At 57.9% G+C, this 12,740-nt stretch carries 11 protein-coding genes; 2 read left to right on the top strand and 9 right to left on the bottom strand.

Annotated elements, in window-relative coordinates:
• Positions 1–10: 10 nt before the first annotated feature.
• Positions 11–472 carry a GNAT family N-acetyltransferase gene (locus NQ230_RS07455; protein ID WP_257260622.1) on the bottom strand — a complete coding sequence of 154 codons (462 nt, stop codon included), beginning with the start codon at positions 470–472 and terminating at the stop codon, positions 11–13.
• Positions 473–543: 71 nt separating this feature from the next.
• Here NQ230_RS07455 and rbn point away from each other — a divergent pair, with 71 nt between their 5' ends.
• On the top strand, positions 544–1,461 hold the full coding sequence (rbn, locus tag NQ230_RS07450) for a ribonuclease BN (RefSeq protein ID WP_257260621.1): 918 nt from the start codon (positions 544–546) through the stop codon (positions 1,459–1,461).
• A gap of 64 nt (positions 1,462–1,525) precedes the next feature.
• Entirely contained in the window at positions 1,526–2,530 is a 1,005-nt protein-coding gene (locus NQ230_RS07445) for a chemotaxis protein (protein ID WP_024908219.1), read from the top strand.
• 99 nt (positions 2,531–2,629) lie between these two features.
• On the opposite strand, the gene nuoN is transcribed toward NQ230_RS07445, so the two are convergent.
• The 8 genes from nuoN to nuoG all read right to left on the bottom strand — a co-directional run bounded on the left by nuoN (position 2,630) and on the right by nuoG (position 12,738).
• Positions 2,630–4,087, bottom strand: coding sequence for an NADH-quinone oxidoreductase subunit NuoN (gene nuoN / locus NQ230_RS07440; protein ID WP_121425271.1), 1,458 nt, complete (start codon positions 4,085–4,087; stop codon positions 2,630–2,632).
• Positions 4,088–4,093: 6 nt separating this feature from the next.
• Positions 4,094–5,623 (bottom strand): NADH-quinone oxidoreductase subunit M, encoded by a 1,530-nt coding sequence (nuoM, locus tag NQ230_RS07435; protein WP_023312532.1) that lies wholly within the window; start codon positions 5,621–5,623, stop codon positions 4,094–4,096.
• Between the two features lie 159 nt (positions 5,624–5,782).
• Complete coding sequence (nuoL, locus tag NQ230_RS07430) at positions 5,783–7,624, bottom strand: NADH-quinone oxidoreductase subunit L (RefSeq protein WP_134347781.1); 1,842 nt, start codon at positions 7,622–7,624, stop codon at positions 5,783–5,785.
• On the bottom strand, positions 7,621–7,923 hold the full coding sequence (gene nuoK / locus NQ230_RS07425) for an NADH-quinone oxidoreductase subunit NuoK (RefSeq protein ID WP_003861496.1): 303 nt from the start codon (positions 7,921–7,923) through the stop codon (positions 7,621–7,623). Before nuoK ends, nuoL begins: the two co-directional genes overlap by 4 nt.
• Positions 7,920–8,474 carry an NADH-quinone oxidoreductase subunit J gene (gene nuoJ / locus NQ230_RS07420; protein ID WP_029741935.1) on the bottom strand — a complete coding sequence of 185 codons (555 nt, stop codon included), beginning with the start codon at positions 8,472–8,474 and terminating at the stop codon, positions 7,920–7,922. The genes nuoK and nuoJ overlap by 4 nt, the downstream gene beginning before the upstream one ends.
• A gap of 10 nt (positions 8,475–8,484) precedes the next feature.
• The gene (gene nuoI / locus NQ230_RS07415; protein WP_003861491.1) at positions 8,485–9,027 is read right to left on the bottom strand and encodes an NADH-quinone oxidoreductase subunit NuoI; all 543 of its coding nucleotides are present in this window, start codon (positions 9,025–9,027) and stop codon (positions 8,485–8,487) included.
• 13 nt (positions 9,028–9,040) lie between these two features.
• Positions 9,041–10,018, bottom strand: coding sequence for an NADH-quinone oxidoreductase subunit NuoH (nuoH, locus tag NQ230_RS07410; protein ID WP_047346615.1), 978 nt, complete (start codon positions 10,016–10,018; stop codon positions 9,041–9,043).
• Complete coding sequence (gene nuoG / locus NQ230_RS07405; RefSeq protein WP_257260617.1) at positions 10,015–12,738, bottom strand: NADH-quinone oxidoreductase subunit NuoG; 2,724 nt, start codon at positions 12,736–12,738, stop codon at positions 10,015–10,017. Before nuoG ends, nuoH begins: the two co-directional genes overlap by 4 nt.
• Between the last annotated feature and the right edge of the window lie 2 nt (positions 12,739–12,740).

Below are 12,740 nucleotides of genomic sequence, written 5' to 3'. Positions count from 1 at the left end.
CGAGATGCCATTACGCCTGTTTCACTTCTCGCGCCATGCCGATGTGGGGAATACCGTCTTCGTCATACACTTCCGTTACCGGCGTGAAGCCAAAGTGGGCATAGAACGACTGCAGGTGCGCCTGCGCGCCCAGGTATAACGCCTTGTCCGGCCACTGTTTCCGGCACGCCTCCAGCGTTTTTTCCATCAGCTGATAGCCCAGTTTTTCACCGCGCGCGTTACCGCTGATGATGACCCGACCGATCGCCACGGGCTGAAAATCGTCTTCGCTTTTCAGAATCCTCGCATACGCCACCAGCTCGTTATCGCGCCAGCCGAGGATATGACGATTCTCGCCAACGAGGTCATCGCCGTCGATGTCCTGATACGGGCAGGTCTGTTCCACAACAAACACTTCGCAGCGCAGCTTCAGCAGCGCGTAAAGCGAATGAACGGTGAGGTCACTATGATGTAAATCTTGCCACTGGATCATGTCAGTCTCCTTCCTGGGGTTCATCACGTTATACTAAACCCCTCCCCGTTCGGCAAAGGGCTGATTGCGTTATGGAACTGATTTTTCTGGGTACGTCCGCTGGCGTGCCAACCCGCTCACGGAACGTGACGGCGATCCTGCTGGATCTTAAGCACCCCACCCGTGGCGGGCTGTGGCTGTTTGACTGTGGTGAAGGGACGCAGCATCAGCTGTTACACACCGCTTATCACCCCGGCAAGCTGGATAACATTTTTATCACCCATCTGCATGGCGACCACCTGTTTGGCCTTCCCGGCCTGCTGTGCAGCCGCTCGATGGCCGGTAACGCCAACCCGCTGACGATTTACGGGCCTGCGGGTATTAGTGAATTTGTTGAAGCTACGCTGCGCCTGAGCGGGTCATGGACCGATTATCCGCTGGAGGTCGTTGAGATTACCGAAGGCCTGGTATTCGATGACGGGGATTATCGGGTTACTGCTCAACCGCTCAATCATCCTGTGGAGTGCTATGGCTACCGCATTGAGGCGCATGACAAACCCGGCGCGCTGGATGCCGCCGCGCTGATGGCAGACGGCGTAAAACCCGGGCCGTTGTTCCAGCGTCTGAAGCACGGAGAGACCGTCACGCTGGAGGACGGACGCGTCATCAACGGCCAGGATTATCTCGCCGCACCGCAGCCGGGCAAAAAACTGGCGATTTTTGGCGATACGGCACCCTGCCCGGCGGCGCTCACGCTGGCCCAGGGCGTGGACGTGATGGTGCATGAAGCGACGCTTGAAACCGCGATGGAAGAGAAAGCCAACAGCCGGGGCCACAGCTCCACGCGTCAGGCGGCGCAGCTTGCCCGTGACGCGGGCGTCGGGCGGCTCATCGTCACCCATGTCAGCTCGCGCTACGACGCGCGGGGATGCGCAGGCCTGCTGGCAGAGTGCCGCGCGCTGTTCCCGGAATGTGAGCTGGCCGAAGATTTCGCTCAGGTCAGCGTTTAGTCCTTCATTTTTCCCTCAGGATGCCGATAACGATTAAAAGGTCAGCATTTCTCTCGAGGGTAGAATGGATAATTTCCAGAAAGATATTGATGACAGGGCGAATCTGACCCTGTCGAACCGTTTTGAACTGTTGCTGTTCCGTCTTGGCACCTCTCTGAACGAAAATAAATCTGAGCTGTTTGGCATTAACGTCTTTAAGCTGCGTGAAATTGTGCCGATGCCGGAGTTCACAAAACCCGCCGGGATGAAGTCACCGCTGATGGGAATGGTGAATATTCGCGATCAGGTGATCCCGGTGATTGATCTGGCCGCCGTGGCGGGCTGTAAGCCCACCACCGGGCTGAACATTCTGCTGATCACCGAATATGCGCGCAGCGTGCAGGCGTTTGCTGTGGAATCGGTTGAGAACATCATGCGTCTGGACTGGAAGCAGGTGCACGCGGCGGAAACCGCCGTCAGCGGTCGATACATCACCAGCATTGCGTGCCTTGACGAGAAGACCGATACCAACGATCTGGCGATGGTGCTGGACGTTGAGCAGATCCTGTATGACATCACCCCGGCCAATCACGATCTGCACGCCACGAACCTGAAGACCACCAAATTCCATATCAAGCCAGGCGCTGTCGCCATCGTCGCGGAAGACTCTAAAGTGGCGCGCTCGATGCTGGAGAAAGGTCTGCAGGCAATGGAGATCCCGGCACAGCTGCATATCACCGGCAAAGAAGCGTGGGAGAAAATTGGCGTGCTGGCGGCACAGGCGCAGGCTGAAGGGGTGCCGATCACCGATAAGATCGCTCTGGTGCTGACCGACCTCGAAATGCCAGAGATGGACGGTTTTACGCTGACGCGCAAAATCAAAACCGACCCGGTACTGAAAGATATTCCGGTGGTGATCCACTCTTCTCTTTCCGGCAACGCCAACGAAGACCATATTCGCAAGGTGAAGGCGGACGGGTATGTGGCGAAGTTTGAGCTGAACGAGCTGTCGTCGGTGATTGAGGAAGTGCTGGACCGCTCGATGAAGAAGATTGACGGGCCGTTGATTAGCCGGAAGCAGTTGGCCTAGTCGGGTGGCGCTACGCTTACCCGACCTACAAAACCCGTAGGCCCTGCAAGCGTAGCGCCGCTGGGCAATAAAAAACCCGCCGAGGCGGGTTTTTTGTTTTTACATTAATGGTATCGCACGCTGCACGATTTCAATCAGCGGCTGCGGATAGATACCGAAGATCAGCACCAGCAGCGCGGAGATAAGCACCACGATACCACCGGCGCTGTACTGCCAGTTGGTTGGGGCATCACGGTTGAGCTGCTGAGGCGCGCTCAGGTACAGGCTCACGGCCACGCGCAGGTAGTAGTAGAGACCAATCGCGGAGCCGATAACCACGCCCGCAGTCAGCCACCACAGGTGCGCCTGCACACCGACGGCCAGCACGTAGAACTTACCGATAAAGCCGAGCGTCATCGGGATACCTGCCAGAGAGAGCATCATCACGGTCATCACTGCGGACAGGATCGGACGGTGCCAGAACAGACCACGGTAGGAGAACAGTGAATCGGCATCCGGACCACGGTACGGGCTGGACATCAGGCTCACCACGCCGAAGGCGCCGAGGCTGCTGAACAGGTAGCCGGCCAGATACACGCCAACGGCTTCCATCGACATCTCACCGCTCTGCAGCGCAATCAGCGCCACCATCAGGTAGCCCAGATGAGAGATAGACGAGTAGCCCAGCAGACGCTTGATGTTGGTCTGGCTCAGCGCCATCAGGTTACCGAAGATGATGGAGACGAACGCGATAATGCCCAGCACCACGCGAACCGCTTCGCTGTCACCCACCGGTGCGTACAGGAACAGACGCATAACCACCCCGAAGATAGCGATTTTGCTCGCCGTCGCCAGGAAGGTCGACACCGGAGCCGGAGCGCCCTGGTAGACGTCTGGCGTCCACAGGTGGAACGGAACCAGAGAGAGTTTAAAGCCGAGACCCACGATCATCATGCCCAGACCCGCCAGCAGCAGCGGCTCATGCAGCATGCCGTCACCGAGGCTCTTGCCGAGCGCCATGAAGGAGAGGTTACCGGACTGTGCGTACAGCAGCGCAATACCAAACAGCAGGAACGAGGACGCAGCAGCAGACAGAATGGTGTACTTGATGCTTGCTTCCAGAGAGCGCTTCTGACGGAAGGCGTAACCAATCAGACCGAACAGCGGCAGAGAGATCAGCTCAATACCGAGGAACAGCGCGGCCAGATGGTTCGCATTCGCCAGCAGAATGCCGCCCAGCGCGGCAATCAGAACCAGCAGGTAAAACTCTTCTTTGTTGTCGTTGTAGCCTTCGAGCCACGGGTACGCAAAGGTACAGGTTGCCAGGCTCGCCAGCAGCACCAGACCGGTATACAGCATGGCGTAACCGTCAACGCGCATCAGCGGGGTGACGTCCATCGCCCCGCCCTGGCCAACAAACCAGAGAGAGACTAACGCGGCGTTCAGGCCGATGACCGACAGCGTGGCATTCAGGAAGTGATTGCGTCGCCACGCAATGGAGAGCATCACAACCACCACCGTCAATCCGACGATCAGCAGCGGTAGCAGCGCGATCAGTTGTTGTGGAGTTATTGTCATGGCGAATTACGGCCTTGTAGTAGAAGCAGAATTAACAAACCACTGCTGGATGTTACCCATCGCGCTATGCGAGGTATCCAGAATCGGCTGCGGGAAGAAGCCCAGCAGCACCAGCAGTACGACCAGCAGCAGGATGATGAACAGCTCACGCAGCGACATCCCCGGCAGTTCTTGTGCAGCAATTTCGCTCTTCGCTTTACCGAAGTAAGCGCGGTGCAGCATCGCCAGCGAGTACACGGAAGCGAACACCAGACCAAAGGTGGAGATCACGGTAATCACCGGCACAACTTTGAAGCTGCCGAACAGAATCATAAATTCGCCGACGAAGTTACCGGTGCCTGGCATCCCCAGGGTGGCAACAGCGAAGAACATGGACAGCGCTGGCAGCCACTTAATTTTGCTCCACAGGCCGCCCATCATGCGCATGTCGCGGGTATGCAGACGTTCGTACAGCTGACCGCAAAGGATAAAGAGGCCGGCTGCGGACAGACCGTGCGCAATCATCTGGATCACCGCGCCCTGGTACGCCAGCTGGCTGCCGGTGTAGATAGCAATCAGCACGAAGCCCATGTGGGAAACGGAGGTGTAGGCAATCAGACGCTTAATGTCGTACTGCGTGAAGGCCATCCAGGCACCGTAGAAGATACCGATCACACCCAGCCACATGGCAATCGGTGCGAACTCTGCGGAGGCATTCGGGAACAGCGGCAGAGCGAAACGCAGCAGACCGTAGGCCGCCGTTTTCAGCAAGATGCCCGCCAGGTCAACGGAACCCGCCGTTGGTGCCTGAGAGTGCGCGTCTGGCAGCCAGCCGTGCAGCGGAACGACCGGCATTTTCACCGCGAACGCGATGAAGAAGCCCAGCATCAGCAGGTATTCAACGCCGTGGGACATTGGCGTCTTCAGCAGATCTTCGTAGTTGAAGGTCCAGGTGCCGGTGGCGTTGTGGTGAACAAACACCAGCGCCAGAATGGCAATCAACATCACCAGACCACTCGCCTGGGTATAAATGAAGAACTTGGTTGCCGCCGTGATACGCGTTTTACCGTCGGACGCCTTGTGGCCCCACAGCGCGATCAGGAAGTACATCGGCACCAGCATCATCTCCCAGAAGAAGAAGAACAGGAACATGTCGATGGCAAGGAACACGCCGATCACGCCGCCCAGGATCCACATCAGGTTCAGGTGGAAGAAGCCCTGGTATTTTTCGATTTCTCGCCAGGAGCAAAGTACCGCCAGAACGCCGAGCAGGCCGGTCAGCACCACCATCAGCAGCGACAGGCCGTCAATCGCCAGGTGGATCGTAATGCCGAAACGCGGGATCCACGGCAGGATGAACTCAGACTGCCACTGCGGAATGCCCGCAGACTGGGTCAGTGAGTAACCGCCCTGCAACCACAGTTGCAGGCCAAGCGCGAGCGTCAATCCCATGGTGATCAGCGCGATCCAGCGCGGCATCTTCACGCCAAAGCGTTCAGTCTGCCAGCACAGGAAGCCGCCGATGAAGGGAATTAATATTAGCCAGGGTAGTAACATGGCGATTTTTATTCCTTGTTAAAGTCCCTAAGGGACCGATTTTCAACAAATTCGACAAAATTCACGCGTTAGTGCGGTTTGTGGTGTCGGGTGGCGCTCACGCTTACCCGACCTACGGTCTCGTAGGCCCGGTAAGCACAGCGCCACCGGGCAAAACCACTATCGCAACACCATCAGCAGCGCCAGCACGACAACCGCACCGATGCTCATGGACGCCACATACCAGCGCAGGTAACCGTTCTCGCTGTACAGCAGGCCTTTACCGGCAAAGCGGGAGAGGATCGCCGGGATATTCATCAGGCTGTTCAGCGGATCGCGCTTCACCAGCCACGCGATGCCCAGGAACGGCTTAACGAAGATCATGTCGTACAGCCAGTCGAAGCCCCACGCGTTGTACCACCAGGTGCCCAGCAGACGGCCCGGGGCGCTGTTGGCAACGGCAGTCACCAGCGTACGTTTGCCCAGCCACAGCCATGCAGCGATCAGGATGCCCGCGATAGCGACCACGCCGGACGTGATTTCAAGCGTCAGAACGCGACCGTGCTCAAGCTCGGTGGTGTCTGGCAGTACGCCCTGCAGCGGCGGCACAATCATCGCGCCAACGAAGGTGGACAGTACCAGCAGCACAATCAGCGGCAGGTGGTGGGTGATCCCCTTCCCTGCGTGAGCGTGAATTTGTTCTTTACCGTGGAATACGATGAAAATCATACGGAAGGTATACAGGGAGGTCATGAACGCACCGACCAGACCCGCAACCATCAGATTGATATGACCATTCGCCATGGCGCCCGCAAGGATTTCGTCCTTACTGAAGAAGCCCGCGGTGATCAGCGGCAGTGCCGCCAGCGCCGCGCCGCCCACCAGGAAGCAGACATAAACCAGCGGAATGGACTTACGCAGTCCGCCCATCTTGAAGATGTTCTGCTCGTGATGGCAGGCCAGAATCACCGAACCAGATGAGAGGAACAGCAGCGCTTTAAAGAACGCGTGCGTCATCAGGTGGAAAATGGCTGCGTCCCACGCCTGAACGCCCAGCGCCAGGAACATGTAACCAATCTGGCTCATGGTGGAATACGCGAGAACGCGTTTGATGTCGGTCTGCACCAGCGCGGCAAAGCCTGCCAGCACCAGCGTGACCGCACCGACGATACCCACCAGATGCAGAATTTCCGGGGTCATCAGGAACAGGCCATGGGTACGTGCAATCAGGTAGACACCGGCGGTTACCATTGTCGCGGCGTGGATCAGCGCGGAGACAGGGGTTGGACCCGCCATCGCGTCGGCCAGCCAGGTCTGCAGCGGCAGCTGTGCGGATTTACCCACGGCACCACCCAGCAGCATCAGCGTTGCCCACCACAGCATATTGTTGCCTGCGGCGAAGTGCGCTGGCGCCAGTTCCACCATTTCGCGGAAGTTCAGCGTGCCCAGTTCGTTGTAAAGAATGAACAGCGCGAACGCGAGGAAGACGTCACCCACGCGGGTCACGACGAACGCTTTCATGGCCGCTGCGCCATTCTTCGGATCGGTATAGTAGAAACCGATCAGCAGGTAAGAACACAGACCCACGCCTTCCCAGCCCAGATACATCAGCAGCAGGTTATCGGCCAGTACCAAGACCACCATGCTGGCGATAAACAGGTTGGTGTAGGCGAAGAAGCGGGAGTAACCCTCTTCACCGCGCATATACCAGGAGGCGAACATGTGGATCAGGAAGCCAACGCCGGTGACCACGGAGAGCATGGTCAGCGAGAGGCCGTCCAGCACCAGGTTGAAGCCGATGTTGAAATCACCGACCGACATCCAGGTCCACAGCGGCACGCTGAAAGGCTGACGCCCGTTGTTAAAGAAGTCGATACCCGCATACGCCGTTACCAGCGCAGCCAGACCGATGGAGCCAATGCCCACGGTTGCAGACAGATTCTCAGACCAGCGGCCACGAGAAAACGCCAGCAGCACGAAGCCAATCAGCGGAAAAATAATGGTTAAGGCAAGCATGTTCATCCACGCAACTCACTTACTGAATCGATGTTCAGGTTCTGGCGGCGACGATGGAGCTGCAGTAACAGCGCCAGGCCAATACTCGCTTCGGCAGCCGCGAGGCTGATGGCAAGAATGTACATCACCTGACCATCGGTCTGGCCCCAGTAGCTTCCGGCGACCACGAAGGCCAGCGCGGAGGCGTTAATCATGATTTCCAGCCCGATCAACATAAACAGCAGATTGCGGCGGATAACCAGACCGGTCAGACCCAGGACGAATAAAATCGCAGCGAGGATCAGTCCATGTGTTAAGGGGATCATGCGCGCTCCTCCATTTTTCTTTTCGCGCGGTCGTCAGTGCGGTTGCTCAGCACCTCGCCAACACGCTCTTCGCGGCCAACGTGGAAAGCAACAACCAGACCTGCCAGCAGCAGCATTGAGGCCAGTTCAACCGCCAGAACGTATGGGCCAAAGAGCGTAATACCGACCTCTTTCGCGCCAATCGGCGTGCCGTCGATGCCCTGATCGTTTACGCCCAGAATGGCGTAAACAATCACCACCAGCATGATGGCCGACAGAATCGCCGGACCAATCCACACCTGCGGTTTTAACCACTGACGTTCCTGCTCAATTTCAGAGCCGCCCAGGTTCAGCATCATCACCACGAACACGAACAGCACCATGATGGCCCCGGCGTAGACGATGATTTCCAGCGCACCGGCGAAGTGCGCGCCCAGTGCGAAGAACACCCCGGAAATGGCCAGCAGCGAGATGATTAAGTACAGCAGCGCATGCACCGGATTGGTGTGCGTAATCACTCGTAGCGTAGCCAGGATGGCGATAAGGCCACAGATATAAAAAGCGAATTCCATTGCCCTCTCCTTACGGTAACAGGCTCTTGACGTCGATAGGCTTAGCTTCGTTCTCTGCTTCGCCCTTATCTTTGCCGTCGATTGCCATACCCGCCATCCGGTAGAAGTTATATTCCGGGTATTTGCCCGGACCGGAAATCAGCAGATCCTCTTTCTCGTACACCAGGTCCTGACGCTTATACTCACCCAGCTCAAAGTCTGGAGTCAGCTGAATCGCCGTGGTTGGGCACGCTTCTTCACACAGACCGCAGAAGATGCAGCGTGAGAAGTTGATGCGGAAGAACTCAGGGTACCAGCGGCCGTCTACCGTCTCGGCTTTCTGCAGAGAGATACAGCCTACCGGACACGCTACCGCACACAGGTTACAGGCAACGCAGCGCTCGGAACCGTCCGGGTCGCGCGTCAGCACGATACGGCCACGGTAGCGCGGCGGCAGATATACCGGCTCTTCCGGGTACATCCGGGTTTCGCGTTTGGCAAACGCGTGCAGGCCGATCATCCAGATACTGCGTACCTGGGTACCGAAGCCTACCAGTAATTCTTTTAAGGTCATGGTCTATAGCCCCTTATGGCTGCTGCCAGAGAATGACAGCCGCCGTTACCAACAAGTTGACGAGCGTCAGCGGCAGGCACACTTTCCAGCCGAAGGACATTACCTGGTCATAACGCGGACGCGGTAACGCTGCGCGAATCAAAATGAACATCATCATGAAGAACGCGGTTTTCAGCGCGAACCAGATAAACGGCGGTAAGAACGGGCCATGCCAGCCACCGAAGAACAGCGTTACCATCAACGCGGAAATGGTGACGATACCGATGTACTCGCCCACGAAGAACAGACCGAATTTCATACCGGAATATTCGATGTGGTAACCGTCGGCCAGTTCCTGTTCGGCTTCTGGCTGGTCAAACGGGTGACGGTGACACACGGCCACGCCCGCGATTGCAAAGGTAATAAACCCAAAGAACTGCGGAATAACGTTCCAGATGTCGGCCTGGTTGTTGACGATGTCGGTCATGTTGAATGAACCGGCCTGCGCCACCACGCCCATCAGGGAGAGACCCAGGAACACTTCGTAGCTCAGCGTCTGCGCGGAAGCACGCATCGCACCCAGCAGCGAGTATTTGTTGTTACTGGACCAGCCTGCGAACAGCACCGCGTAAACCGCGAGGCCTGCCATCATCAGGAAGAACAGAATGCCGATGTTCAGGTCAGCGACCACCCAGGTCGGGCTGACCGGAACGATAGCAAACGCCAGCAGCAGCGAGGTGAAGGCGATCATCGGTGCCAGAGTAAAGATTACGCGGTCCGAGAAGCGCGGGATCCAGTCCTCTTTAAAGAACATCTTGATCATGTCCGCGACCAGCTGGAGTGAACCACCCCAGCCCACGCGGTTCGGTCCATAACGGTTCTGGAACAGACCGAGCAGACGGCGTTCGCCAAAGCTCATGAACGCACCGCAGGTGACCACTACCAGCAGGATAACAACCGCTTTCAGAATGCTCAGCAGGATGTCGATAAGATCCGGCGTTAACCAACTCATGCTTTTGCCTCCTGCAGGTTATCAAGACGCGCACCCGCCAGAACCGGCGCGATGCCAGGCATACCCATCGGCAGACCCACCTGCCCTGCTGTCAGACCTTCGGAGATAATCAGCGGCAGGCTGATTGTCTGGCCGTCATAGCTAAAAGCAATGTTTGCGCCAGCGTTAACGCCAAGCTTCGCGGCATCCGCCGGGTTGAGCTTGATGTACGGCTGCGGCATGCGGGTCTGGAAGACCGGTGAACGCTGGGAAAGCTCGTCGCTACCGAACAGATGGTAGTACGGCGCGATACGCCAGTTGCCATCCTGCGCCTGGAAGCTCGCAGGAACGGTGGTGAAGAAGTCCAGACCGGTTTCGGAGGCTTCAATCAGACGCACGCCCGGATCGCCGTGGCGCAGGGAACCACCCACTTCAGCCTGGAACTTGTTCCATGCCTGCGGGGAGTTCCAGCCTGGCGCCCATGCGAATGGGATTTGCGAACGCGGCGCAGACGGCTGGTTGTTCCCTTCCATGGAGAAGGCGAACATGGTGTCTTTATCCTGCGGCTGGCGCGGTTCGTGCACGCTGATATTGGCGCGCATCGCGGTACGGCCGCTGTAGCGGTGCGGTTCACGCGCCAGTTTCTGGCCGCGAATGCGGAAGCTTGCTTCAGGTGCGGCATCTTTAATGCCTGCCAGCTGAGGCAGTTTTTCGACTACCGCGTCGATAACGTGGTCGAGCTGCGTCCAGTCCACTTCACGGCTCTGCACGGTGCTGTGCAGGGAGTGCAGCCAGCGCCAGCTTTCCAGCATCACGATGTTGCTGTCGTAGTACGCCGGGTCGTAAACCTGGAAGAAACGCTGTGCGCGGCCTTCGTTGTTGATAACCGTACCGTCGCTTTCTGCGAAGCTTGCCGCAGAGAGCACCAGGTGTGCTTTGTCCATGATCGCGGTGCGCTGATGGTCAATCACCATCACCAGCGGCGCTTTGGAGAGCGCGGCGTCTACGCGAGCGGCAGACGCGTGGCGATGCAGGTCGTTTTCCAGCACCACAACGGCGTCAGCGGCACCGGATTCCAGTTCGCTTAACGCTTCTTCCAGCGAGCCGCCGCCGATCATACCCAGACCGATGCTGTTCACCGCACGGGCAATCATGGTCACGCCGACGTCCGCACCGCGGCCTTTCAGGGCTTTGGCAACGTTCGCGGCGGCCTGAATGATTTCAGCGCTACCGGCGTTGGTACCGGAGATAATCAGCGGTTTTTTCGCACCTGCCAGGGCCTGAACAATCACGTCAACCTTGTTCTGCAGGTCGCGATCCAGTTCTACCGCCGGTGAGCTGCTGTCCAGCGCGTGGGCAATCGCAAAGCCAAGACGCGCCTGATCTTCAACCGGTGCGCAGTAGGTCCACGCGGCGATATCGTCCAGACGGGTGTTGTCAACGTTGGTCACAAACAGAGGATGCTTCGCGCGTTGACCGATGTTCAGGATCGCCGCAATCTGCCAGTCGGCCACTTTCTGCGCCGCTGCCATTTCACGTGCTTTACCCTTCACCGCCTGACGAACCGCCAGAGCCGCGCGTGCGCCCGTCTGCGTCAGGTCTTCACCCAGCACCAGGACCGCATCATAAGATTCAATTTCGCGCAGCGCAGGGGTATGAATACCGCCTTCACGCAGCACTTTCAGTACCAGCTGCAGACGTTCCTGCTCGCCCTGGGCGATACCGGTATAGAAGTTTTCCGCCCCAACCAGCTCGCGCAGCGCGAAGTTGCTTTCGATGCTGGCGCGCGGGGAGCCGATACCGATCACTTTCTTCGACTGGCGCAGAATATCTGCCGCGCCCTGCATCGCCTGCTCGGCGTTCAGGGTAATTAAATCGTCGCCACGGCGCTGAACCGGCTGACGCGGACGGTCTTTCAGGTTCACATAGCCATAGCCGAAACGACCGCGGTCGCACAGGAAGTAGTGGTTAACGGTACCGTTGTAACGGTTTTCGATACGGCGCAGTTCGCCGTAGCGCTCACCCGGGCTGGTGTTACAGCCGAGGGAACACTGCTGGCAGATGCTTGGCGCAAACTGCATGTCCCATTTACGGTTGTAACGCTCGGAGTGGGTTTTATCCGTGAATACGCCGGTCGGGCAGATTTCTACAAGGTTACCGGAGAACTCGCTTTCAAGCGTACCGTCTTCCGGACGACCGAAGTAGACGTTATCGTGCGCGCCATATACGCCCAGATCCTGACCGTCTGCGTAGTCTTTGTAGTAACGCACGCAGCGGTAGCAGGCGATGCAGCGGTTCATTTCGTGAGAGATGAACGGCCCCAGGTCCTGGTTACGGTGGGTACGCTTGGTAAAGCGATAGCGACGGAAGCTGTGGCCGGTCATCACGGTCATATCCTGAAGGTGGCAGTTACCGCCCTCTTCACAGACCGGACAGTCGTGCGGGTGGTTGGTCATCAACCATTCCACTACGCTTTCGCGGAACTGTTTCGCTTCTTCGTCATCAATCGAAATAAAGGTGCCTTCGGTGGCTGGCGTCATACAGGACATCACCAGGCGACCACGCGTGTCTTCCGCGTTTTGATATTGCTTCACCGCACACTGGCGGCAAGCACCGACGCTGCCCAGCGCCGGATGCCAGCAAAAGTACGGAATATCGAGGCCAAGAGACAGACAAGCTTCTAGCAGGTTGTCCGCCCCGTTGACTTCGTATTCTTTGCCGTCTACATGAATCGTAGCCATTA

The organism is Enterobacter asburiae, assembly GCF_024599655.1.
GTDB classification, from domain to species: Bacteria; Pseudomonadota; Gammaproteobacteria; order Enterobacterales; family Enterobacteriaceae; genus Enterobacter; species Enterobacter asburiae_D.
The sequence above is the reverse complement of the archived record's forward strand: the minus strand, read 5'-3'. Positions and strand labels throughout refer to the sequence as shown.